Annotated in this window: 19 protein-coding genes; 16 read left to right on the forward strand and 3 right to left on the reverse strand. The window is 72.8% G+C overall.

Going from position 1 to position 23,354, the window contains the following annotated elements:
• Window positions 1–14 precede the first annotated feature (14 nt).
• The 15 genes from MLY01S_RS06795 (at window position 15) to MLY01S_RS06865 (ending at window position 18,463) form a co-directional block, all read left to right on the forward strand.
• The gene (locus tag MLY01S_RS06795) at window positions 15–731 is read left to right on the forward strand and encodes an HAD family hydrolase (RefSeq protein ID WP_067190559.1); all 717 of its coding nucleotides are present in this window, start codon (window positions 15–17) and stop codon (window positions 729–731) included.
• Window positions 728–1,894: a site-2 protease family protein gene (locus tag MLY01S_RS06800; protein ID WP_067190561.1), complete on the forward strand. Its 1,167-nt coding sequence runs from the start codon at window positions 728–730 to the stop codon at window positions 1,892–1,894. Before MLY01S_RS06795 ends, MLY01S_RS06800 begins: the two co-directional genes overlap by 4 nt.
• Window positions 1,891–2,955, forward strand: a complete 1,065-nt coding sequence (locus MLY01S_RS06805; RefSeq protein WP_067190563.1) for a tRNA (adenine-N1)-methyltransferase — start codon at window positions 1,891–1,893, stop codon at window positions 2,953–2,955. The genes MLY01S_RS06800 and MLY01S_RS06805 overlap by 4 nt, the downstream gene beginning before the upstream one ends.
• Window positions 2,956–2,984: 29 nt before the next feature.
• The gene (gene arc / locus MLY01S_RS06810) at window positions 2,985–4,748 is read left to right on the forward strand and encodes a proteasome ATPase (RefSeq protein WP_067190565.1); all 1,764 of its coding nucleotides are present in this window, start codon (window positions 2,985–2,987) and stop codon (window positions 4,746–4,748) included.
• The gene (dop, locus tag MLY01S_RS06815) at window positions 4,745–6,463 is read left to right on the forward strand and encodes a depupylase/deamidase Dop (protein WP_067190567.1); all 1,719 of its coding nucleotides are present in this window, start codon (window positions 4,745–4,747) and stop codon (window positions 6,461–6,463) included. The genes arc and dop overlap by 4 nt, the downstream gene beginning before the upstream one ends.
• A gap of 48 nt (window positions 6,464–6,511) precedes the next feature.
• The gene (locus MLY01S_RS06820) at window positions 6,512–6,709 is read left to right on the forward strand and encodes a ubiquitin-like protein Pup (RefSeq protein WP_067190569.1); all 198 of its coding nucleotides are present in this window, start codon (window positions 6,512–6,514) and stop codon (window positions 6,707–6,709) included.
• The gene (gene pafA, locus MLY01S_RS06825; RefSeq protein WP_067190571.1) at window positions 6,706–8,097 is read left to right on the forward strand and encodes a Pup--protein ligase; all 1,392 of its coding nucleotides are present in this window, start codon (window positions 6,706–6,708) and stop codon (window positions 8,095–8,097) included. The genes MLY01S_RS06820 and pafA overlap by 4 nt, the downstream gene beginning before the upstream one ends.
• A gap of 29 nt (window positions 8,098–8,126) precedes the next feature.
• Window positions 8,127–9,260 (forward strand): FKBP-type peptidyl-prolyl cis-trans isomerase, encoded by a 1,134-nt coding sequence (locus tag MLY01S_RS06830; RefSeq protein ID WP_227718805.1) that lies wholly within the window; start codon window positions 8,127–8,129, stop codon window positions 9,258–9,260.
• Window positions 9,261–9,290: 30 nt separating this feature from the next.
• Window positions 9,291–9,686 (forward strand): FKBP-type peptidyl-prolyl cis-trans isomerase, encoded by a 396-nt coding sequence (locus tag MLY01S_RS06835; RefSeq protein WP_067190578.1) that lies wholly within the window; start codon window positions 9,291–9,293, stop codon window positions 9,684–9,686.
• Window positions 9,687–9,708: 22 nt separating this feature from the next.
• The gene (locus tag MLY01S_RS06840; RefSeq protein WP_067190580.1) at window positions 9,709–11,853 is read left to right on the forward strand and encodes a helix-turn-helix transcriptional regulator; all 2,145 of its coding nucleotides are present in this window, start codon (window positions 9,709–9,711) and stop codon (window positions 11,851–11,853) included.
• 28 nt (window positions 11,854–11,881) lie between these two features.
• Entirely contained in the window at window positions 11,882–12,157 is a 276-nt protein-coding gene (gene tatA / locus MLY01S_RS06845; RefSeq protein WP_067190582.1) for a Sec-independent protein translocase subunit TatA, read from the forward strand.
• Between the two features lie 39 nt (window positions 12,158–12,196).
• Complete coding sequence (gene tatC, locus MLY01S_RS06850; protein WP_306301688.1) at window positions 12,197–13,177, forward strand: twin-arginine translocase subunit TatC; 981 nt, start codon at window positions 12,197–12,199, stop codon at window positions 13,175–13,177.
• Window positions 13,178–13,252: 75 nt separating this feature from the next.
• Window positions 13,253–16,270, forward strand: coding sequence for a DEAD/DEAH box helicase (locus MLY01S_RS06855; RefSeq protein WP_067190584.1), 3,018 nt, complete (start codon window positions 13,253–13,255; stop codon window positions 16,268–16,270).
• A gap of 123 nt (window positions 16,271–16,393) precedes the next feature.
• Window positions 16,394–17,491 carry a hypothetical protein gene (locus MLY01S_RS06860; protein WP_067190586.1) on the forward strand — a complete coding sequence of 366 codons (1,098 nt, stop codon included), beginning with the start codon at window positions 16,394–16,396 and terminating at the stop codon, window positions 17,489–17,491.
• Window positions 17,492–17,728: 237 nt separating this feature from the next.
• On the forward strand, window positions 17,729–18,463 hold the full coding sequence (locus MLY01S_RS06865; protein ID WP_067190623.1) for a polyprenol monophosphomannose synthase: 735 nt from the start codon (window positions 17,729–17,731) through the stop codon (window positions 18,461–18,463).
• A gap of 135 nt (window positions 18,464–18,598) precedes the next feature.
• On the opposite strand, the gene MLY01S_RS06870 is transcribed toward MLY01S_RS06865, so the two are convergent.
• The 3 genes from MLY01S_RS06870 to MLY01S_RS06880 all read right to left on the reverse strand — a co-directional run bounded on the left by MLY01S_RS06870 (window position 18,599) and on the right by MLY01S_RS06880 (window position 20,879).
• A complete protein-coding gene (locus MLY01S_RS06870; RefSeq protein ID WP_067190588.1) occupies window positions 18,599–18,937 on the reverse strand; it encodes an RNA polymerase-binding protein RbpA in 339 nt (112 codons plus the stop codon).
• Between the two features lie 100 nt (window positions 18,938–19,037).
• Window positions 19,038–20,324 carry an SPFH domain-containing protein gene (locus MLY01S_RS06875; RefSeq protein WP_245232191.1) on the reverse strand — a complete coding sequence of 429 codons (1,287 nt, stop codon included), beginning with the start codon at window positions 20,322–20,324 and terminating at the stop codon, window positions 19,038–19,040.
• 57 nt (window positions 20,325–20,381) lie between these two features.
• Window positions 20,382–20,879, reverse strand: a complete 498-nt coding sequence (locus MLY01S_RS06880) for an NfeD family protein (RefSeq protein ID WP_227718807.1) — start codon at window positions 20,877–20,879, stop codon at window positions 20,382–20,384.
• Window positions 20,880–21,003: 124 nt separating this feature from the next.
• Here MLY01S_RS06880 and MLY01S_RS06885 point away from each other — a divergent pair, with 124 nt between their 5' ends.
• Window positions 21,004–23,304 carry an oxidoreductase gene (locus MLY01S_RS06885; protein ID WP_082739815.1) on the forward strand — a complete coding sequence of 767 codons (2,301 nt, stop codon included), beginning with the start codon at window positions 21,004–21,006 and terminating at the stop codon, window positions 23,302–23,304.
• Window positions 23,305–23,354 lie beyond the last annotated feature (50 nt).

Raw genomic sequence — 23,354 nt, forward strand, 5'->3', positions numbered from 1 at the left:
CCTAGGATGGGCTCATGCCCTCCGCCTCCCACCGGAACGCCCTGCCGGACGCCGTCCTCTGGGACATGGACGGCACCCTCGTGGACACCGAGCCGCTGTGGAACGGCGTGCAGCGGCGCCTCGTCGCCGCGCACGGCGGCACCTGGACCGACGAGCTGGCCGCCTCGCTCGTCGGCCAGGCCCTGGACGTCGGCGCCCGCCGACTGCAGGCCGCCGGCCTCGACCTGCCGGAGGAGGAGATCATCGCGGTGACCATGGAGGAGGTCGCTCGCGGCGTTGCGGCGGACACCCCCTGGCGCCCCGGTGCCCGTCAGCTGCTCGTCGAGCTCGGCGAAGCCGGTGTCCCCTGCGCCCTGGTGACCATGTCCCATGCCCCGTTGGCACAGACCCTGCTGGACGTCGCCCCCGCCGGGGTGCTGGAGCTGTCCGTCACCGGCGACGAGGTCTCCCGCGGCAAGCCCGACCCCGAGGCCTACACCCTCGCCCTGTCCCGTCTGCGGGCGCGCCACCGGGACCTCGACCCTGCCCGCTGCGTGGCGGTGGAGGACTCGCCGGTGGGCGTCCGCGCCGCCATGGCCGCCGGTCTGACCACCGTCGGCGTGCCCAGCGTGCTGCCCCTGGATCCGGACGCGGCCACCGTCCGGTGGGACACCCTGGCGGGCCGCACGGTCGCCGATCTCGCCGCCGTCCTGCCGGGCGCCGCCGCCGGATCCGCGGCGGATTCCTCGTGACCGGTACCTCCGCGGGCCTGCGCCTGGGCAGCCTGGGCGGAGCCCCCATCGTCGTCGGCTGGGCGTGGCTGCTCATCGGCGCCGCCGTGCTGGTGATCTTCGGGCCCTCCCTGCAGCGGGCGGACCCGTCGCTGGGCTGGGCCGCCTACGCCGTCGCCGGCGGCTATGTGCTCGTCCTGGCCGTCTCCGTGCTGATCCACGAGCTCGCGCACGCCGCCGTCGGTGCCGCCCACGGCTCCCGGCCGGAGGCGATCGAACTGTCCGGCTGGGGCGGGCACACCCAGTTCGTCCGCGCCGTGGACCGGCCGCTCGGCTCCGTGCTCACCGCACTGGCGGGCCCCGCGGCCAACCTCGTGCTCGCCGGCCTCGCCCACGCCGCCGGCACCCTCGCGGCCCCGGGCACCGTCACGGCGCTGCTGCTGTCGATGGCGGCCACCGCGAACCTGTTGCTGGCCGCCTTCAACGTCCTGCCCGGCCTGCCGCTGGACGGCGGCCGCATGATCGAGTCGGCGGTCTGGGCCGCCACCGGCTCCCGGCCCCGCGGCACCGTGGCCGCCGGCTGGGCCGGTCGTGTCCTCGCCACCGGCCTGGTCCTCGGCGGGATCGCCGTCCCGCTGCTGACGGACGCCCGCCCCGGCCTCGGTGTCGTGGCCCTCACGGTCCTGGTGGGCGTGAGCCTGTACCGTGGCGCGGACGCAGCGATCGCCTCCGCACGCTGGCAGGACCGCGCCGCCCGCATCACCGTCGGGGACCTGATGCTCCCGGCCGTCCTCCTCGCCCCGGACGCCACCGTGGCGGACGCCGAGGCCGCGCTGCGGACCGGGGGCACCGCCGTCGTGCTGGAGCCGGCGGTCGGCGAGGGCACGACGACGGCCGCACCGGCCGTCGTCGACGTCCAGGCCGTGCGGCGCGTGCCGCAGGCACGGCGGGCACTGACCCCCGCCACGGCGGTCGCCGCCGCCCTCCCGGCCTCCGCGGTGCTCCGTCTGGGCACCGATCCGGAGTCCGGACCCGACTTGATCGACCGTCTCGCCGCCACGGACACTGCGGTGTGGGCGGTCGTCCGCCCCGACGGCCGTGTGCTGGGCATCCTTCCGCGCGCCGCCGTCCTGAACGCCCTCGAGCACAGCCCGCCGAGGCACCGAAGGAGAACACCGAAGTGACCGAGCAGACCCCCACGCCCGCACCCACCGGCGTGAGCGCCCGCCGCGGGCCCCTGCGCGCCGGACAGCGGGTGCAGATCAAGGACGCCAAGGGCCGGCTGAACACGATCACCCTCATCCCGGGAGGGCAGTTCCACAGCTACCAGGGCGTGCTGCGGCACGACGACCTGATCGGCGGTCCGGAGGGCGTGGTGGTGCAGAACAGCTCGGGCCACGACTACCAGGTGCTCCGCCCCCTGCTGAACGACTTCGTGCTCTCCATGCCGCGCGGGGCCACGGTGGTGTACCCCAAGGACGCCGGGCAGATCGTGCAGCAGGCGGACATCTTCCCGGGCGCGGTGGTGGTGGAGGCCGGGGTCGGCTCCGGTGCCCTGTCCATGTCCCTGCTGCGTGCGATCGGCGACGCAGGCCGGCTGCACTCCTACGAGCGCCGCGAGGACTTCGCCGAGATCGCCCGTGCCAACGTGGAGTCCTTCTTCGGTGCCGCGCACCCGGCCTGGTCCATCCACGTCGGAGACGCCCAGGAGAAGATGCTCCAGGTGCACGAGCCGCACTCCGTGGACCGCGTGGTCCTGGACATGCTCGCCCCCTGGGAGTGCGTGGATGCCGTCGCCACCGTCCTGGCCCCCGGCGGCGTGTGGCTCACCTACGTGGCCACCGCCACCCAGCTCTCCCGCGTGGCCGAGGCGATCCGCGAGTCCGGGAAGTTCACCCAGATCGAGGCGAACGAGACTCTCGTGCGCGGCTGGCACCTGGACGGCTTGGCCGTGCGCCCGGACCACCGCATGGTGGCCCACACCGGGTTCCTGCTGACCGCCCGCCGCCTGGCTTCCGGGCAGGAGGCGCTGAGGATGAAGCGCCGCCTGAAGGTCTCCGAGTTCAAGGACGAGGACGTGGAGGCCTGGACTCCCTCGGACGAGTCCCGCTGGACGCCCCAGGCCCTCGGCGAGCGCGTGGTCACGGACAAGAAGGCCCGCAAGAACCTCAAGGAGGCCCGTCTCACCGCCCGCCGTGCCGCCGAGGCCGAGCAGGGTGTGGACGCGCACGGCAACCCTGCCTGAGCCCCCACCTCAGCCCACGAGGAGGACCGATGAGTCAGAACGACCCCACCACCGGCACCGCCGAGGAGCGCGCGGCCGAGCTCGGCCGCATGCTCGCCGACGCACAGGGCACCGCGGAGCGGCTGCGCCTGCAGCTGGAGTCCGCGCAGCGTCACGCCTCGAAGCAGTCTGAGCTGCGCCGTGCCGCCGAGGCCCAGCTGCAGACCGCGGGCCGCAACAACAGGCGCATGGTCGAGCTGCTCGAGGACACCCGTGAGGAGATCACCACCCTCAAGGACGCCCTTGAGGCCACCACGCGCCCGCCGTTCCTCTACGCCCTGCTGGAACAGGTCCACCTGCCCCGACAGCCGCGCGAGGGCGTGGAGTCCGCCGCGGTGGTGCGCGGGGGAGCGGACGTGGTGCTCAACGGCCGCCGCATGCGTGTGGCCGTCTCCCCGCTGCTGGACGCCACGAAGCTGGTGCCGGGCTCGGAGGTGCTGCTGGACGAGACCCAGTCCGTCGTGGGCATCGCCGATTCGGTGCGTGCGGGGCAGATCCTGCGCGTCAAGGAGGTCCTGGACTCCGGCGACCTGGTGGTGGCCGGCGCCGCGGACGAGGAGCGCGTGGTGCGTCGCAGCCCGGCCCTGGCGGAGGCGGACCTGCGCCACGGCGACGCCGTCACCGTGGACCCCCGCCAGGAGTGGGCCCTGCAGACCGTGGTGCTCTCCGAGGTGGAGGACGTCCTGCTGGAACAGACCCCGGACGTCTCCTTCGCGGACATCGGCGGTCTCGGCGCCCAGATCGAGCGCATCCGGGAGGCGGTGGAGGTCCCGTTCCTGCACCCCGGGCTCTACGCCGAGCACGGCCTGCGGGCGCCGAAGGGCATCATGCTCTACGGCCCGCCCGGCACCGGCAAGACCATGCTGGCCAAGGCCGTCGCCTCCTCGCTGTCCGCCCGCTCCACCGCGCAGCAGCCGGCCGTGTTCCTCAACATCAAGGGGCCGGAGCTGCTGAACAAGTATGTGGGCGAGACCGAGCGCCACATCCGCATCATCTTCGAGCGGGCCCGGGAGAAGGCCTCCGCGGGGGCGCCGGTGGTGGTGTTCTTCGACGAGATGGAGTCCCTGTTCCGCACCCGCGGCTCCGGCGTCTCCTCGGACGTGGAGACGACGATCGTGCCGCAGCTGCTCGCGGAGATCGACGGCGTCGAGTCCCTGGGGAACGTGATCGTCATCGGCGCCTCGAACCGTGAGGACATGATCGACCCGGCCGTGCTGCGTCCCGGCCGCCTGGACGTCAAGGTCCGCATCGACCGCCCGGACCGCACCGGCGCCGCCGAGATCATGGGCAAGCACCTCACCGCGGCCATCCCGCTGCACGACGAGGAGGTGGAGGACGCCGGCTCCGCCGAGCAGGCACGTGCCGACCTGATCGAGCGCACCATGGACGCCCTCTACGAGCGCAGCCCGCGCACGGCCCTGGCCGAGCTCACGGACGCCGCCGGCGGCACCGCCGTCCTCTACCTGGCGGACCTGGTCTCCGGCGCCGTGGTGGCGGACGTGGTGGACCGGGCAAAGCGCCACGCCGTCCGGGACCTGCTCGCCGCTGGCGAGGACCCCGCCGCCCGCGGGGTGCGCGCCGTGCACCTGCTGAAGGCTGTGGACGGCGTGCTGGCGGATCAGGCCGACCTGCTCGCCACCGTCTCCCCGGCAGAGTGGGCCCGCACCTCCGGCTGGCGCGGCCCGCACCTGACGGGCCTGACCATGCTGACCGGATCCTCCTCCGGCGGCGTCGCCCGGGAGGCGGGAGCATGAGCCCGGTGCAGCCGACGACCCCGGCGCCGTCCCGCGTGTTCCCGGCCTTCCGGGGCCAGCGCCCGCTGTTCCCGGACACCATGCCCTCCGGACTGGAGGAGCCGCCGAACGGCCGCGACGCCGCCGGCTGGGGTGTCCGGCGCGTCATGGGGACCGAGACCGAGTTCGGCATCCACGCCCCGGCCAACCCGCAGGCCCACCACACCGTGCTCTCCCTCGAGCTGGTGAACGCCTACGCGGACATGGCCACCCGAGCCGGCACGCCGGTGGCCGGCACCGAATGGGACTACTCGGCCGAGTCCCCGCTGGTGGACGCCCGCGGCTGGCGCATGCCCCGCTCGGCCGCCCATCCGTCCCAGCTCACCGACGAGGCCATCACGGGCCAGGACGGCGAGCCGATCCACCTGCTCGTGAACACCGTCCTGGCCAACGGTGCCCGCTGGTACGTGGACCACGCCCATCCCGAGTACTCCTCGCCGGAGACCACCACCCCCCGCGACGCCATGGTCTGGGACGCCGCCGGAGACCTGGTGGCCCAGGACGCGGCGGACCACATCGCCGCCGGCGAGGGCAGCCCCGAGGTGCGGATCTACAAGAACAACGTGGACGGCAAGGGCGCCTCCTACGGCGCGCACGAGAACTACCTCGTGGCCCGCGCCCTGGACTTCGACGAGCTCACCGCCGTCCTGCTGCCGTTCTTCACCGCCCGCCAGGTGCTCGTCGGTGCCGGCCGCGTGGGCATCGGCCCGGACGGGTCCACGCCCGGCTTCCAGCTGTCCCAGCGCGCCGACTACTTCGAGGAGCAGGTGGGGCTGGAGACCACCATCCACCGGCCCATCGTCAACACCCGCGACGAGCCGCACGCCGTCCACGACGCCTACCGGCGCCTGCACGTGATCATCGGCGACGCCACCCTGTCCCAGCACGCCACCTGGCTGCGGATGGGCATGACCGCCCTGGTGCTCGCCCTGGCCGAGGCCGGCACCGCCCCGCGCATCGAGCTCGAGGATCCGGTGGCCGCCCTCCAGACCATCAGCCGGGACCCGTCCCTGCAGGCGGCGGTGCCCGCCGCCGTGGTGCACGACGACGGCACCCGCCACCGTGCGTCGCTCACTGGCATCGACATCCTCCGGGCCTACCGCGATGCCGCCGAGGCCCACTGTGCCGCCCACGGCGTGGATGACGCGGCCACCGCCGAGGTGCTCGCGGCCTGGCGGCAGGACCTCGACGACGCCGCCGCGGATCCCCTGTCCCTGGCCGACCGGGCCGACTGGGCCGCCAAGCTGCGCCTGCTCGAGGGCATGCGCGCCCGCACAGGCTCGGACTGGTCCGACCCCCGCCTGGGCATGCTCGACCTGCAGTACACGGACCTGGCCCCCTCCCGCTCCCTGCACCGGCGGCTGGTCACAGCCGGCCATCTGCGGGTGCTGGCGGACGAGGACGAGGTGCGGGCCGCCGTCGGGACTGCGCCGACGACCACCCGTGCCTGGCTCCGCGGCGGCCTGGTCTCCCGGCATGCGCGCCAGGTGGTGGGCGCCGCCTGGGACAACGTGCTGCTGCGCCCCCAGGAGGGCGACCGCCTGCACCGGGTGCCGCTGGTCGAGCCGCTGCGGGGCCGGGCCGCCGACCTGCCCGGATGGTGGGGCGAGGACGGCCGCACCCCCGACGCGGCCGAGCTGATGCGCACGCTCACGGCCCTGACGGGCGCGTTCTGAGCGCGTAGGCTCGGACCAGACCCTCACCCCACGCCAGAGGAGGACCCCATGGCCCAGGAGCGCATCCATCACCAGAAGCAGGGCGGCGGCGACGGCGGCGAGGACGCCGGCCTGCAGCAGCAGGCCCAGCAGTCCTCCACCGCGCCCAGTGCCGACCTGGACGGGCTGCTGGACGAGATCGACACCGTCCTCGAGGCCAACGCCGAGGAGTTCGTCAAGGGCTTCGTGCAGAAGGGCGGCCAGTGAACGACCGCCGCATCTTCGGGCTCGAGACCGAGTACGGGGTGCAGCACTGGCACCCTGAGGGACGTCGCCTGAGTCCCGAGGAGGTCGCCCGGTACCTCTTCCGCCCCGTCGTGGAGTGGGGCCGCTCCTCCAACGTGTTCGTGGAGAACGGCTCACGCCTCTACCTCGACGTGGGCTCACACCCCGAGTACGCCACCGCCGAGTGCTCCACGATCGACGAGCTGCTCGCCTCGGACGCCGCCGGCGACGAGATCATGCGGGAGCTGATCGCCCAGGCCGAGGAGCGCATGCACGCCGACGGCATCGAGGGCTCGGTGTACCTCTACCGGAACAACGCCGACTCGGCCGGCAGCTCCTACGGCTCCCACGAGAACTACCTGTTGCGCCGCCGCAGTGAGTACCGGCGCCTCACCGAGGCGCTCGTGCCGTTCCTCGTGTCCCGGCAGATCCTCGTCGGCGCCGGCCGCGTGGTGCCCGCCGGCGTGTGGCCGGAGGGCCAGGGGCAGGCCCACTACGCCTTCTCGCAGCGTGCCGACTTCGTGCAGGAGGGCGTGTCCTCCTCCACCACCCGGTCCCGGCCGATCATCAACACCCGCGACGAGCCCCACGCCGACGCCTCCCGCTACCGCCGGCTGCACGTGATCGTGGGCGACTCGAACCTCTCCGAGCACACCCACCTGCTGCGCTTCGGCGCCACTGACCTGATGCTCCGCATGATCGAGTCCGGCTGGCCTCTCGGGGACAAGGAGATGCCCCATCCGACCCTCGCGATCCGCCGGGCCAGCCACGACCTCACCGGCACCGCCCCGCTTCAGCTGCGCGACGGGGCCGCCTCGGCACTCGAGCTCCAGGAGCACTACCTCGAGCGCGCCCACGCGTTCGTCGAGCGTCACGGGGCCCACCACGACCGCGTCGATCAGGTCCTGGACCTCTGGGAGGAGGTCCTGGAGGCCGTCCGCTCCCAGGACACCAGCGGCATCGACACCCGGATCGACTGGGCCATCAAGCTCCGCCTCCTCGAGGACTACCGCGCCCGCCACGGGCTCGACTGGTCCTCGCCCCGGCTGGCGCAGCTCGACCTGGCGTTCCACGACCTCGCCCGGGGCCGCGGCCTGTTCCAGGTGCTGCTCGAGCGCGGCCGCGTGGACCGCGTGATCGACCCTGCCGCGGCCCGGCGTGCCCGCACCGAGCCCCCGTCCGGCACCCGCGCCGCCGTGCGTGCCGCGTTCATCCGCCGGGCCCGCGAGCGTCAGCTCGCGTACGCCGTGGACTGGACCACGATGAAGCTCAACGAACACCCCCTGCACGTCATCTCCATGAAGGACCCCTTCGACACGTCCACCACGGCCGTGGAGAGGCTGTTCGACGGCGTGGTGGATCCAGCCTGAGTCCAGACTCCGTGGGTATGTTGGAGTCCATGACTTCCATCATTCCGCTGGGCCGCTCCCGCAGGCCCCTGACCGCCCTGTCCATGTCCCTGGCGGCGCTGCTGCTGGCCACCGCCTGTGCCGGCGAGGACGCACCCGCCGAGGGCGACTCGCCGTCCGGCGCCGAGGCCTCGGCCGCCGGCCCCGCCGAGAGCGGCGACGGCGGCGAGAAGGACGCCGAGGGCGACGACGAGGACTACACGCGGGCCGAGGCCGGCACCGGCGTGGGCCAGACCGACAAGCTCGAGGCTGTGTCCCTGTCCGCCGCGGACGGCGAGGAGCCGGTGGTGCAGGCCGACACCCCGATCAAGGCCGACGAGGTCTCCACCCGCGTGCTGAAGACCTCCGATCGCGAGCCGGCGAAGGACGGCGACCTCGTCACCGTCTCCACCGTGGCCGTGAACCCGGAGGACGGAGAGGTCATGGGGGAGAACTTCTCCACCGGTCCCGAGGTCGTCATGCTCAACCAGCGCCTGAAGGATGCCAACCAGGAGCTGTACCGGATGCTGCGCACCAGCGCCCCGGGCGCGGAGGTCGCGTACTACATCCCCGAACAGAAGGCCGAGAAGGGTGAGGACGGCCAGCCGCAGGGCCAGGACATGCCCGCCGCGCTCTACGTCTTCCGCGTGAACGACATCCTGCCGACCGAGGCGCAGGGCGAGGAGGTCACCGACCTCGACGACTCCCTCCCGAAGGTCACCGTGGACAAGGAGTCCGGCCACCCGAAGATCCAGAAGCCCTCCGGCGACGCCCCGAAGGACCTCAAGGTGCAGCCCCTCATCCAGGGCGAGGGCGAGGAGGTCGGCGAGCACGACCAGGTCACCGTCCAGTACACCGGCGTCACCTGGTCCGAGGGCAAGACCTTCGACAGCTCCTGGGAAAAGGGCGGCGATCCGGCCACCTTCTCGCTCGACGGTGTCATCGAGGGCTGGAAGGAGGGCCTGGCCGGACAGAAGGTCGGCTCTCGCGTGCTGGTCTCCGTGCCGTCCGAGAAGGCCTACGGCGAGGCCGGCAGTCCGCCGAACATCGGCAAGAACGAGGACCTGCTGTTCGTCGTGGACATCCTGCACACCCAGGCTCCGGCCCAGCCCCAGCAGGACGACTCCGAGGACTCGGACCGCTGACACCCGTCACCTGAGAAGAGGAACACCCCCATGTCATTCGGACAGCGCAACTACGACCGCACGAAGCCCGAGGTGGACTTCCCGGGCGACACCCCGCCCACCGAGCTCGTCGTCGAAGACCTCATCGCCGGCTCGGGCAAGGCCGTCGAGGCCGGGTCCCGCGTCCAGGTCCACTACGTGGGCGTGGCCTGGTCCACCGGTGAGGAGTTCGACGCCTCCTGGAACCGCGGCACCCCCCTGCCGCTGACCGTCGGCGTCGGCCAGGTCATCGCCGGCTGGGACCAGGGGCTGCTCGGCATGAAGGTCGGCGGCCGCCGCCGTCTCGAGATCCCGCCGCACCTGGGCTACGGCGCCCGCGGTGCCGGCTCGGCCATCGGTCCGAACGAGACGCTGATCTTCGTCTGCGATCTCGTCTCGGTCGACTGACGACCGGCGCAGAGCACGTTCGATGACCTCCACCCCCGGAGAGCGTGAACGACGCACCAGCGAGCGCGTGATCGCGCTGCTGATGCTGCTGATCCACACGCGGCACGGCTACACCACCGCGCAGATCCGCCGCCACGTCGAGGGGTATGCGGAACTCGGCGACGAGGCCTTCGAGAAGGCCTTCCAACGCGACCGCGCACTGCTGGAGGACATCGGTGTGCCCCTGTCCCTCGAGCAGCCGGAGGATGCCGACGCCCGCCACGTGGTGGACGCCTCGGCCCTGCTGCTGCCCGAGATCGACTTCAGCGGGGCCGAGCGCCGCGCCCTGCTCCACGCCCGCGAGGTGTGGAGCGAGACCCGGCTGCAGACCGAGGTGATGCGGGCCGTCGGACTGCTCGTGGACCCCGGGTCCGCCGGCGAGGCCGACGACGGTCTCGGCCTGCCCCGCGTGGTGCAGCGTCTCACCCCGAACCTCGAGGTGTTCCTGGACGCCGCCGTGGAGCAGCAGGTGCTCGCCTTCGGCTACCGCACTGCCGCCGGGGCCGTTTCGCCGCAGGACCGACCGCGCCGCGTCCGCATCTGGTCCGCCCTCGAGATCGGCGGCGCCTGGTACGCCGCCGGATGGGACCTCGACCGCCAGGGCGAGCGCCTGTTCCGCGTCTCCCGCGTCATCGGCCGGCCCGAGGAGCTGCCCGGCACCGGGTCCGACGCCCCGGCCCGCCCCGCCGACTGGAACCCCGTCGAGATCCGCGACCGACTGCTCGGCCAGGGCGAGGGCCTGCGCGACCGCGTCCGGCTCTGGGTCGCCCCCGGACGCGGACACTCCGTGCGCCTGCGCGGCCAGGCCGTCACGCCCACCGCGCAGGACGGTGCCGCGCCCGGGGAGGGCTGGGAGCTGTGGGAGACCGACCGTCCCGCCCACGACGGCCTCGTCCAGCTGTGCGGCGGCCTCATGGGCGTCGTCCAGCCCTCGGCGGCCGATCCGGACGTGGTCGCCGAGGTGTTGGCCGCCTGGAGGCGCGTGGCCGAGGTCCACGACGGCGCCCCGCCGCCGCACCCGGAGCTCGCTAAACCACGCCAGTCCCGCTATCGCCAGGGACAGCGCGAGCGCGTCTCCCGTCTGCTCGACATCGTGGGCCTGGCCAACCGCGCCGGCGGCATCACGAAGGTCGAGCTCGCCGACCGCCTCGAGCTCAGCCCCAAGGCCCTCGACGCCGACCTGCGCGACCTCCAGTACTGCGGCCTGCCCGAGCGCCTCTTCCCGGGCTGGCTGTTCGACGTCGATGCCGAGTCCGACGTGGTCGAGGTGCGCCAGGCCGTGGACCTGCCCGCGCCCATCCGCCTCTCCCTGCCCGAGGCACACCGCCTCTCCGCCGCCCTGGACACGGTGGCCCAGATGCCGCACGCGGACGACGAGGTCGCTCCCGCCGCCGTGACCGCGGCAGCACGGATCCGGCAGGTGCTCGCCGACGTCGGACACACCGGTGCCACCACATCGGTGAGGCCCTCCACCGGCGGGACGGACGACCCCGGCGACGCAGCCGCCGTCGTGCCCTCCGCCGCCGACGGCGGGGGAGCAGGGGGCCATGAGCCACCTGCGACGCCCGTGACCTCCTTCTGGGACGTGCACGCAGACCAGGACACCGTGCGTGTGCTCATGGATGCCGTCGCCCGCCACCGGGTGGTGCGCCTGCGCTACCACGCCCTGCACTCCGACCGGACGACGGAGCGGGAGGTCGAGCCCGTGCAGCTCGTCCAGTCCGGCGTGGTCCTCTACCTGCAGGGCCATTGCCGCACCGCCGGCGCCATGCGCACCTTCCGCGTCGAGCGGATCTCCGCTGTGGAGCCGACCGGAGAGATCGCGAAGGCGCGGCGCCGCCCCAAGAAGACGATGCTCACCCCGGTCGACACGACGCTGGAGGCGGTGCTCGCCTGGCATCACCGCATCCGGGACCTGGCGGACGACTATGCACCGCGCCTGGAGGCTCAGGACGCGGACGGGCGACGGCTGACCCGCCTGGGTCTGCTCTCCGAGGACGCGGCGATCGCCCTGGCCGGCATGCACGCCGGGGACGTCGAGGTCCTCGAGCCCGCCGAGCTGCGCCAGGCCGTCCGCGATCGCGCGCTGGCCGCGCTCCGGCGCCTCGAAACCGCTGTACGCTTGTGAACAGGACTTCCGACGAAAGGAACTCACCATGGTCGCTGGACTCCAGGGATGGCAGCTCGTCATCATCGTCCTCCTCGCCGTGCTGCTCTTCGCCGCGCCGAAGCTGCCGTCGATGGCCCGCAACCTCGGCCAGTCCATGCGCATCTTCTCCTCTGAGGTGAAGGAGATGCGCAAGGACGGCAAGGACAAGAAGGACGCTCAGCAGGAGGACCGCTCCGCCGGCACCGAGCCGGTGGAGGGTCGCATCGTCGACCGTGACGTCAACGACGTCCGTGAGGGTTCCCACCGCGCCGACGAGCGTTGATCGGCCCGGCCCAGCCCGTCTCGACCGCGAGAGCCGCGCATGAGCATGGACCACACTCCGCCTGAGGGCGCACCCGGCACGGGTGCGCCCTCGGGCGCGCCCGAACGCCCCGCGCAGGGCGCCCTCGCCCAGGACACTCCCGCCGTCTCCCGGGAGGAGGTCCGCGAAGCGGCCGCGACGCCCCCGGGCAAGCGCCGCAAGCGCGCCCGCCGGAAGGACAATCCCACCGGCGAGATGCCGCTGCGCGAACACCTCGCCGAGCTGCGCAACCGCATCATCAAGTCCGGCGTCGCGATCGCCCTGGGCACGGTGCTGGGATTCTTCCTGTACGAGCCGGTCATGGGTGCGCTCGCCCAGCCGCTCAAGGACGCCGAGCAGCGGGGCATCCTCGCCTCCCTGAACTTCGACTCGGTCGGACAGTCCTTCGACATCCTGCTGCAGGTCGGACTGTTCATCGGCGTGGTCGTGGCCAGCCCCGTCTGGCTCTACCAGATCTGGGCGTTCATCATGCCGGGCCTGAAGGCCCAGGAGAAGAAGTACGCCATCGTGTTCCTCTCCGTCTCCATCCCGCTGTTCGTCGGCGGCGTGGTGATCGGCTACCTCGTGCTGCCGCAGGCCGTGCAGTTCTTCACCGCCCTGATCCCGGACGGCGGCACAAACTTCATTCCGGCGAACGTGTACATCCCGTTCCTGCTGCGCCTGTTCCTCGCCTTCGGCGCGGCGCTCGTGCTGCCCGTGCTCATGGTGGGCCTGAACATGATCGGCATGCTCCCGGCCCGCACCATCCTCAACCACTGGCGCATCACCGTGTTCCTCATCTCGCTCATCGCGGCCATCGCCGCCCCGGGCGGCGACGCGATCACGATGTTCTACCTGGCCGCTCCGCTGTTCACCCTGTTCGGCGTGGCCATCGTGCTCTGCGTCCTCAACGACAGGCGCCGCAACCGCAGGAGGGCCTCCACCGAGGCGGACATCGAGGCGGAGATCGCCGCCGGCCCGAAGCCGCTCAGCGAGCTCTGAGCCGGCGGGCCCAGGGGACTCCGCCGACAGCGGAGCCGCCTGGGCCGCGCACCTGCCCACCACTAGGCTGGCTCCATGGCCGACTCCCCGCATTCGCATCCGGTGCCCGACGACGAGCCGGTCCTCAGCCCCGCCGAGCGCTACGCCGCCGCCCGCCGGGCCCGGCACCATCCCGGCAGCCGTCTGTCCCAGTTCGCCGCGACCCTCGGGTTCCCCCTCGACCAGTTCCAGGTGCAGGCCTGCACCGAGGTGGAGGCCGGCCACGGCGTGCTCGTGGCGGCGCCCACCGGCTCCGGCAAGACCGTGGTCGGCGAGTTCGCCGTGCACCTGGCGCTGTCCCAGGGCCGCCGGGCGTTCTACACCACCCCGATCAAGGCCCTGAGCAACCAGAAGTTCTCCGATTTCGCCGCGATCCACGGCCCCGAGCGCGTCGGTCTGCTCACCGGAGACACCTCCGTCAACCCGGACGCGGACGTGGTGATCATGACCACCGAGGTCCTGCGCAACATGCTCTACGCGGACTCCGCCGCCCTCACCGGCCTGGCCTCCGTCGTCATGGACGAGGTCCACTACCTCGGCGACCGCTTCCGCGGTCCCGTGTGGGAGGAGGTCATCATCCACCTGCCCGAGCATGTGCAGCTGGTCTCCCTCTCCGCCACGGTCTCCAATGCGGAGGAGTTCGGCGCCTGGTTGGACACCGTCCGCGGCGCCACCTCCGTGATCGTCTCCGAGCACCGGCCCGTGCCGCTGTGGCAGCACGTCATGGCCGGTCCGCGCCTCTACGACCTCTTCGCCGAGGACGTCGCCTTCGAAGAGTCCGCCGAAGACGACGGCGCCACCGTGCTCAACCCCGAGCTGGCCCGCCTGGCCTCCCAGGCGCACCGCAACGCCGAGCGCTCCGACTGGGGGCGCCCCGGCCGCGGTCGCGGACGCGGCCCCGGAGGCAGGGGCAAGGGGAGAGGCCGTGGCCGTCAGGGCGGGAGGAGACGCACCGACCGCGACGACGGCCGCTCCGGCGGGCGCGGTGCGTCCGGCGGCGGACGTGGCCGGCGCTCCGGCGCCGCCGGCTGGGACGGCGACCGCGGCGTGCAGGGACGCATCGGCCCGCGCGAGCACCGCAACCACGGACTGCGCACCTCGCGCCCCGAGATGGTCCGCACCCTGGAGCGCGAGGGGCTGCTGCCCTCGATCACGTTCATCTTCTCCCGCGCCGGGTGCGACGGCGCCGTGGAGCAGTGCCTGGCCGCAGACCTGGACCTGACCACCCGGGCAGACAAGCGGCTCATCCTGGAGCGGACGGACGAGGTGGCACGCCTGCTCCCGCCGGAGGACCTCGAGGTCCTCGGCTTCTGGGGATGGCGGGACGGCTTGTCCCGTGGCTTCGCCGCCCACCACGCCGGCCTGTTGCCGCCCGTCAAGGAGGCGGTGGAGGACCTGTTCGCCGCAGGGGCGCTGAAGGTCGTCTTCGCCACGGAGACCCTCGCACTCGGCGTGAACATGCCGGCCCGGTCTGTGGTCCTGGAGAAGCTGGTCAAGTTCAACGGGGAATCCCATGTGGACGTCACCCCCGGGGAGTACACCCAGCTCACCGGACGTGCCGGCCGCCGCGGCATCGACGTGGAGGGCCACGCCGTGGTCCTGTGGCGTCCGGGCCTGGACCCGGCCGCCGTGGCCGGACTGGCGTCGAAGCGCACCTACCCGCTGAAGTCGGCCTTCCGGCCCACCTACAACATGTCCGTGAACCTGCTTGCACAGGTCGGTGCACGTCGGGCCCGGGGGATCCTCGAGTCCTCCTTCGCCCAGTTCCAGGCCGACCGCTCGGTGGTGGGCCTGGCCCGCCAGGTGCGGGACAAGGAGGCCTCACTGTCCACCTACGCAGATGCGATGGCGTGCGACCGCGGGGACATGGCCGCGTACATGCGGCTGCGCAAGGAGCTCGCCGCAGCGGAGAAGGCCGGCTCCCAGGGTCGCAGGCGTGCCCGCCTCGGCGCGCTCAAGGAGTCCCTGTCCGAGCTCGCGGTCGGTGATGTGATCGACCTGCGTGACGGCCGCGCCCTCGGGCGCTGCGTGGTGGTCTTCCCGGCCGGCAACCCGCAGAACCCCCGCGTCGGCGTCATCACGGACAAGGCACAGCTGCGCCGCATCGGCGTGGAGGACCTCGCCATGCCCGTGGAACCGATCGCCGGTGCGGACCTGCCCCGGCTTCTCCAGGTGAAGTCCCCGGCCCAGCGCAAGGACGTCGCCGCGAAGATGCGGGAGGCCGTGCGCACGCACCGCCCGCCCTCCGGCGGGCGCGACCGCTCCGGCTTCCGCCGCGTGGAGCCGGAGGAGTCCCCGCGGGTGGAGGAGCTGCGCCGCGAGCTGCAGGCACACCCGTGCCACGGGTGCCCGGACCGCGAGGACCATGCACGCTGGGCCGAGCGCTGGTGGGGCCTGCGCCGGGAGGTCACCCAGCTCCGCGACCGGATCTCCGGACGCACGAACACGCTCTCCGCCGCGTTCGACCGCATCGTCGGACTGCTGCAGGAGTACGGCTACGTCGGCTCGGATCCGGGAAACCCGCGGGAGGCCGTGGAGCCGGCCGGTCAGGCGCTGCGGCGCATCTACGGGGAGCGAGACCTGCTGACGTCGCTTCTCCTCCAGGATCCGTCCGTCGCCCGGCTCACCCCGGAGGACTGGGCGTGCCTGGCCGCCCTGCTGGTCTACCAGGGCCGGTCCGAGCCCCTGGCCGGCACCGTGGTCATGCCCAACGCGCGGCTCCAGGCCGTCCACGAGGCCACCGAGCGGCTCCAGGACCGGCTCCGCCGGGACGAGGCCGCCGCCCGACTCGAGCCCACGCCGGAGACCGACCCGGGGCTTGTGGCGCCGATGCACCGCTGGGTGCGCGGCAAGTCCCTCCGGGACACGTTGCACGGCTCGGACCTTGCCGCCGGCGACTTCGTGCGCTGGGCCCGCCAGGTCATCGATGTGCTCGGCCAGCTCGCCCAGATCCCCGGGGACGAGGCCCGCACGCGCGACTGCCGCCGTGCCTCGGACCTCGTGGCACGCGGTGTCGTGGCCACCTCGCTGCCCACGGTCGCCGTGGACGGGTGAGCCTGCCGGGCCGGTGGGCCGGACCGGACGGGACCCTGATGAGGCCCGGCCAGACGGGGCCCTGATGAGGCCCGGCCGGAACCGGACGGTCCATGGACCGGCAGAGAGCACTAGGCTGAGAGCGTGACCGCTCTCCTGTTGCACCACGGCATCGTCCACTCTCCGACCGACCCCTACGCCACCGCCCTGATCGTCGAGGCAGGTACCGTCGCCTGGCTCGGCGGTGACGACACCGCCGCCGCATTCCTGCGCGACGGCATGGCCGAGCAGGATCTGGACGGCGCCATCCTCACGCCGCTGTTCGTGGACCCCCTCGCCTCGAGCGCCTCCGGCGCCTGTCACCGCGGCATCGGCCTCGTCACCGTTCTGCGCGGCTGGGACGGAGACCGCACGCTGCGCACCGGGGTTCCCGGCGCCGACCACGAGGCGACGGACACACCCGGGGCAGCGGTCGTCGTCGAGTACCGCCCGCATCGGCTGGCGGACGCGCAGCAGGCCGACCGTCCGTCCGCCGGCGTCTGGATCGCCGCTGACGCGATCCCGTCCACGGAGCTCGACCAGGCCGTGATCGCCGCCGTCGAGGCGGGGGAGCAGGTCTACCTCGTCCCCTCCGACCTCGCCGATTCGTCAGCCGTGCAGGCCGCACAGACGGCTTCCCTGGCCGCTCTGCGTGCCGCCGAGAAGGCATGCGGCATCCCCGCCATCGGCCGGACACGTCCACGGCTGGCCGTGGGGGCGCCCCTGACCGCGCAGGAGGAGCACTTCCTCGCCGGACTCTCCGCCTCCGTCACCGCGCTGGTGGACGCCGGGGCCGGCACCACGGCCCCCGTGGGCGGTCTCCTCGCGGCGGCCGTGCCGGTGTGCCTGTCGCTGGCCGCGGACGGCAATCCCTGGGGAGCTGTCCGCGCCGCGCTGCACCACCCGGATCCACAGCAGGGCGTGTCCGCCCGGTCCGCGTTCACCGCCGCCACCCGCACCGGGCTGCGGGCCCTGTCCGACACGCCCGCCGCGCACGTCGACCTGCCGGCCCGACTGTCCGTCTCCGCGCCGGCGACCTTCGGCGTCTGGGAGGCGGATGCGGTCACCGTGCAGGCGCCGGACGGCCGGGTGGCCGCCTGGAGCACCGACACGCGCGCGGGCACGCCGTTGCTGCCCTCGCTGGACGCCGGGGAGAACCTGCCCCGCCTGCGCTCGGTTTGGGTCCACGGCCGCGAGGCCTGAGGGCGATGTCGGTCTTCCGAGGCCGCCGTCTGCCGACGCCGGACGGCACGATCCACGGCCTTGCCTCCGCGCGATCAGGCGCAGCGGTTCCTATACTGGGGCGGATGACCCGCGCGCCGCGGGCCGTCTGCCTACGCCTGTGTCCCGTCCGGGGACTGCTCGGCGGCAGGGGACGGCGGGGTCCGCACTGGACCGGCCGGCGCTGACACGAACCCGATGCAGGAGGGGAACGCCCGCATGCGCGTGCTGACCATCATTCCCACGTACAACGAGATCGAATCGCTGCCGATCACTCTCGGCCGGCTCCGCGAGGCCAACCCGGAGGTCGACGTTCTCGTGGTGGACGACGGCTCCCCGGACGGCACCGGCGCCTGGGCGGACGAACGCTCCGCAGCGGACGCCAAGGTGAACGTGCTGCACCGCGCCGAGAAGAACGGCCTGGGCGGCGCCTACCTCGCCGGCTTCGCCTGGGGTCTGGAGCGCGGCTTCGACGTGCTCGTGGAGATGGACGCGGACGGATCGCACCAGCCCGAGCAGCTGCCGCGCCTGCTGGACGCGATCCACGGCGCCGACCTGGTGATCGGATCCCGCCGCGTCCCGGGCGGCAAGATGGTCAACTGGCCGCCCCATCGCAAGTTCATCAGCATGTGCGGGTCCCTGTACCCGCGCATCATGCTGGGCCTGGACCTCACCGACATCACCGCCGGCTACCGCGCCTACCGCGCCCAGGTGCTGCGCGAGATGGACCTGGGCGCCGTGCAGTCCAAGGGCTACGGCTTCCAGGTGGACATGACCTTCCGTACCGCCCGCCTCGGCAAGCGGATCGTGGAGGTGCCGATCACCTTCGTGGAACGTGAGTTCGGCGAGTCCAAGATGTCCGGCGGCATCATCACCGAGGCTGTGACCAACGTGACCAAGTGGGGCCTGCAGGCCCGGTGGGAGAAGCTCAGGCAGCTCGTCTCCGGCCGCTGACCGCCGGCGTGACCTGCGGGGTTGTACCTATGCATGACGAAGGGGCCGGACGATCCACCGGATCGTCCGGCCCCTTCGTCTGTCCGGCCCTTCGTCTGTCCGGCCCGGGGCCGGGACGCGGGGGAGCGGCGCGGCTCAGGCCTCGCCGCGGCTGGCGCGCAGCTTGCCGAGCTGGACCTGGAGGGTCTCCTCCAGGTCCTCCATGGAGCGGCGCTCCAGGAGCATGTCCCAGTGGGTGCGGACCGGCTTGCCCGCGTCCTCCTCCGGCTTCTCGCCGTCCACCAGGAACGCCTCCTTGCCGGTCTTGGAGGTCCAGGTGGCCGGGATCTCGGCCTCAGCGGCGAAGGTGACGAACACCTGTTCACCGTCCTCGCAGCGGTACTCCACCCGCTGGCGGGCCGCGGGCTCGACGCCGGCCTCGGATTCCAGCGACTGGGCGCCCAGACGCATGCCTCGCAGGCTGCGATCGCTCACGTTCTCATCTCCCTCGTGTTCGGCGACGGGCGGCGCCCGGACGTGGACCCGGGCGCCGCCCCACTCTCGTCAGTGACGTTCAACTGACGATTGTCGCATGTCATTCCCGGCCGGTGCGGGGATCCTCCTGCGCCGCGCCGGTCCCGTCGCCCGAGGACGGATCCTGCCCGGGGGCGTCGGCAGGGGTATCAGCCTCGACGCCGGTGGGCTGCTCGGCGTCGCGGCCGGGGAGCTCCTGGGCCTCGGGCGCGCCTGCGGCGGTGGTGCCGGGGGCGGTACGGGCGGACTGGCCCTCCGTAAGCGGAACGTCCAGGTCCTGCGGCACGGCGAGGGCCTCGTCGAGGGAGGTCTGCGGCATCTTGTCCGCCGTCATGGCGCCGGCGGTCATGGATTCCATGACGCCCGCCGAGCGCAGGCCGTCCGCGGTGGTCGGGCGGACCTTGCGCTCCTTCCGCTCCGTGCGCTCACGGGTGGCGCTGGTCTGATCGCCGGAGGCGGCACGCGTCTCGGACAGCGGGGAGCCGGAGCCGGAGAAGGCACTGCCGATGTTCCTGAGCGCCTCAGAGAGCTCGGCCGGCACCACGAACATCGTGTTGGACTGGCCGTCGGCGATCTTCGGCAGCTGCTGCACGTACTGGTAGGCCAGCACGTCCGGGTCGGCGCCGCCGGCGTGGATGGCCTCGAACACAACGTCGATGGCCTCGGCCTCCGCGTTCGCGCGGAGGATCCGGGCCTGGGCGTCGCCCTCGGCCGCGAGGATCTGGGCCTGACGCTCACCCTCGGCGGTGAGGATCTGGGCCTGCTTGGTGCCTTCGGCGGTGAGAATGGCGGCGCGGCGGTCGCGCTCGGCACGCATCTGCTTCTCCATCGAGTCCTGGATGGAGTGCGGCGGGTCGATGGCCTTGAGCTCCACGCGGGACACGCGCAGACCCCACTTGCCGGTGGCCTCGTCAAGGACGCCGCGGAGCTTGTTGTTGATGGTGTCGCGGGAAGTCAGCGCCTCTTCGAGGTTCATGCCGCCGACCACGTTGCGCAGCGTGGTGGTGGTCAGCTGCTCCACGGCGTGGATGTAGTTGGCGATCTCGTAGGTCGCGGCCTTCGCGTCGGTCACCTGGAAGTAGACGACCGTGTCGATGGAGACCACGAGGTTGTCCTCGGTGATCACCGGCTGCGGCGGGAAGGAGACGACCTGCTCGCGCATGTCCATGTGGGGGAGCATGCGGTCGATGAACGGGACGACCAGTGTCAGGCCCGCTCCGGCGGTGCGCTGGTACTTGCCCAGGCGTTCGATGTTGGCTGTCCGGGCCTGGGGGATGATCTTGACCGAGGAGGCCAGGATCATCACCACCACGGCGATCAGGACGAGCACGATGATGAGTGACTCCACGTGATGCCTTTCGTCGGGTGAGGTCAGGTGGTCGGTGCGGCTCCGGGCGGGCCCGGATCAGGGATGTGCGGGGTCCTCGCCGGTGGCGTCCCAGTCGATCTGGGGCACCGGGCGGACGATCAGGGTGGCGCCCTCGACGCGGAGGACGGTGACCTCGCTGCCGGCGAGCGCTTCGGGGGCATCCGGCTCGGTGCGGGCGGTCCAGGTGTCCCCGTCGAGGGTGAGGGTGCCGGAGGAGCCGGTGATGGCATCCGGCGTGGTGATGCGGCGTCCGGAGAGCGACTCCAGGTAGGAGGGGGAGTCGTCGGCGGAGCCGTGCAGGCGCTTCAGCGCGGTCGGACGAGCGAGGCCGAGCATCGCCAGGGAGACGACCGCGAAGACCACCCCCTGCAGCCAGGGCTCGGCTCCGGCCAGGGCGGCGACCATGCCGCCGAGCGCCCCGACGCCGAGCATCAGAAAGATGAGATCGAGCAACAGCAGCTCCACACCGGCCAGCACGAGGGCCGCGGCGAGCCAGAGCCACCATGCGTTCTCCTGGAACCACTCCATACTCATGGGTCCGATTGTGTCACAGGCGACACTCATGGCCGCCACGGTCAGGACAAGGAGGACAACGGTCCGGTCACGAATTCCGGCGCGGGCGGGTACCACGTTTGCTACTCGCCAGTAGGATGGACGCATGTCCGACGCCACGCGCCGCCAATCTGCCCCGTCGTCCGCCGTCCCGACGACGGCCGCAGCCTCGTCCGTGCCGCCCACCGCCCGCTCGGGCCGGGGCGGCTACCCTCGGCTGTTCTCCCCGTGGCGGGTCGGCCACCTGAGCCTGCCGAACCGCGTCGTCATGGGCTCGATGCACATGGGCCTCGAGGACTCCCACGATGACCTGCCGCGCCTGGCCGAGTTCTATGCCGAGCGCGCCCGCGGGGGAGCGGGGCTGATCGTGACCGGAGGCTTCTCGCCCAACCGCCTGGGCCGGCTCTCTCCGGGCGCAGGGATGCTCGCCTCCCAGGCCGACGCGGACGCCCACCGCGTGGTCACCGACGCCGTCCACGCCGAGGGCGGACGGGTCCTGGCCCAGCTGCTCCACGCCGGCCGCTATGCGAAGTCGCCGCTGCAGGTCTCCGCCTCACGCACGCGGGCTCCCATCAGCCCCGTGACGGCGTTCGCCCTGCCGACCGCCGCCGTGCGACGCACGGTCCAGGACTTCGTGCGCGCCGCAGGCTGGGCCCACCGGGCCGGCTACGACGGCGTGGAGGTCATGGCCTCCGAGGGCTACCTCATCAACCAGTTCCTGGCCCCGGCCACCAACCACCGCACCGACCGCTACGGCGGCACCGCGGACAACCGCCGCCGCTTCCTCGAGGAGATCGTGTCCGGGATCCGGCAGGCCGCTGGGAACGACTTCGTCATCAGCGTCCGCCTGTCCATGGTGGACCTGGTGCAGGACGGCCAGACGCAGGAGGAGGTCCTGGACGTCGCCCGCGCCGTCGAGCGCTGCGGCGCAGACCTCATCAACACGGGCATCGGCTGGCACGAGGCCCGGGTGCCGACCATCGTCACCTCGGTCCCGCGCGCCGCCTTCGCCGCGGCCACCGCGCGGGTCCGCGAGGTGGTGGACATCCCGGTGTCCGCCTCCAACCGCATCACTCTGCCGCACACCGCCGAGCAGATCCTGGAGGCGGGCCAGGCCGACGCCGTGACGATGGCGCGCCCGTTCCTCGCCGACGCGGCCTGGGTCGCGAAGGCGCGGGCAGACCACGAGGCGGCCATCACCCCGTGCATCGGCTGCAACCAGGCCTGCCTCGACCACGTCTTCTCCGGCCGCACCGTGTCCTGCCTGATGAACCCGCGCGCCGGACGGGAGACCGAGGCCCCGTACGACCGCCTCGGCGGCCCGGTGGCCCTGGGCATGCCCGAGGTGCCGGCGGCGCCGGCGTCGAGGCCGACCGTCGCCGCGGGCCGCACCCGCGCAGACGCGGAGACGGCCGACCACACGACCGGTCCCGCTGAGGGACGGCGACGCGTGGCCGTCGTCGGCGGCGGACCGGCGGGCCTGGCGGCGGCCCACGCCGCCGCCGCCCGCGGACACGAGGTCACCCTGTTCGAGGCGACCGGACAGATCGGCGGACAGTTCCGCCTGGCCCGCCGGATCCCCGGCAAGGAGGAGTTCGCCGAGGCGCTCGCCCATTTCCGGGACCGCCTCGATCCGCTGGGCGTCGACGTGCGCACCGGCGTGCGCGCGGATGCGGCCATGCTCGTCGGACAGGCCGGGAAGCCGGCCTACGACCACGTGGTGGTCGCCACCGGTGTGGTGCCGCGTGAACTGGACATCCCGGGCATCGACCGGCCCGAGGTGCACGCCTACCCGGACGTCGTGGACGGGACCGTGACCTGTGGGGACACCGTGGCGGTCATCGGGGCCGGCGGCATCGGCGTGGACGTCGCCGAGCTGCTCACCGCCCCGGCGAGCCACGCGCACGGCGCGTTCCAGGACCTGCAGGACTGGCAGGCCGAATGGGGCGTGGATCCGGATTTCGCCGAGCGCGGGGCACTGACTTCCCGCCGCCCGGAGGCGCCGGCGCGCACCGTGCACCTGCTGCAGCGCAGCCCCGGCAAGATCGGTGCCCGGCTCGGCGCCACCACCGGCTGGGTCCACCGTGCGGCGCTCAAAGCCCGTGGCGTGGTCAAGCACTCAGGTGTCCGGTACGTCAAGATCGACGACGACGGTCTCCACGTGGACGTGACCAGGACGGTGGGGACGTGGCGGAAGAGGACCCAGGTGAGCCGGACGGTCCTGGCGGTGTCCGACGTCGTGGTCTGTGCCGGCCAGGAGTCCGAGGCGTCCCTGGCCGCAGAGCTGCGCGCTGCGGGGATGCCGGACGAGCGGATCCACGTGGTCGGCGGCGCGCTGAAGGCCGGCGAGATCGACGCCAAGCGGGCGATCGACGAGGCCGTGCGCGCCGTGGCGACGATCGGCTGACGACGAGCCGCGGGACCGGGGACCGACTCAGCCTCCCGCACCGGCCGGCC

The sequence above is a fragment of the Micrococcus lylae NBRC 15355 genome (assembly GCF_001570885.1).
Lineage (GTDB): Bacteria > Actinomycetota > Actinomycetes > Actinomycetales > Micrococcaceae > Micrococcus > Micrococcus lylae.

Excerpts from the sequence above, each read along its gene's own strand:
- dop (WP_067190567.1), top strand. The coding sequence starts at position 4,745 with ATGAGCCCGGTGCAGCCGACGACCCCGGCGCCGTCCCGCGTGTTCCCG.
- MLY01S_RS06820 (WP_067190569.1), top strand. The coding sequence starts at position 6,512 with ATGGCCCAGGAGCGCATCCATCACCAGAAGCAGGGCGGCGGCGACGGC.
- MLY01S_RS06855 (WP_067190584.1), top strand. The coding sequence starts at position 13,253 with ATGGCCGACTCCCCGCATTCGCATCCGGTGCCCGACGACGAGCCGGTC.
- MLY01S_RS06795 (WP_067190559.1), top strand. The coding sequence starts at position 15 with ATGCCCTCCGCCTCCCACCGGAACGCCCTGCCGGACGCCGTCCTCTGG.
- tatA (WP_067190582.1), top strand. The coding sequence starts at position 11,882 with ATGGTCGCTGGACTCCAGGGATGGCAGCTCGTCATCATCGTCCTCCTC.
- MLY01S_RS06865 (WP_067190623.1), top strand. The coding sequence starts at position 17,729 with ATGCGCGTGCTGACCATCATTCCCACGTACAACGAGATCGAATCGCTG.
- arc (WP_067190565.1), top strand. The coding sequence starts at position 2,985 with ATGAGTCAGAACGACCCCACCACCGGCACCGCCGAGGAGCGCGCGGCC.
- MLY01S_RS06840 (WP_067190580.1), top strand. The coding sequence starts at position 9,709 with ATGACCTCCACCCCCGGAGAGCGTGAACGACGCACCAGCGAGCGCGTG.
- tatC (WP_306301688.1), top strand. The coding sequence starts at position 12,197 with ATGAGCATGGACCACACTCCGCCTGAGGGCGCACCCGGCACGGGTGCG.
- MLY01S_RS06880 (WP_227718807.1), bottom strand. The coding sequence starts at position 20,879 with ATGAGTATGGAGTGGTTCCAGGAGAACGCATGGTGGCTCTGGCTCGCC.
- MLY01S_RS06885 (WP_082739815.1), top strand. The coding sequence starts at position 21,004 with ATGTCCGACGCCACGCGCCGCCAATCTGCCCCGTCGTCCGCCGTCCCG.
- MLY01S_RS06835 (WP_067190578.1), top strand. The coding sequence starts at position 9,291 with ATGTCATTCGGACAGCGCAACTACGACCGCACGAAGCCCGAGGTGGAC.
- MLY01S_RS06830 (WP_227718805.1), top strand. The coding sequence starts at position 8,127 with ATGACTTCCATCATTCCGCTGGGCCGCTCCCGCAGGCCCCTGACCGCC.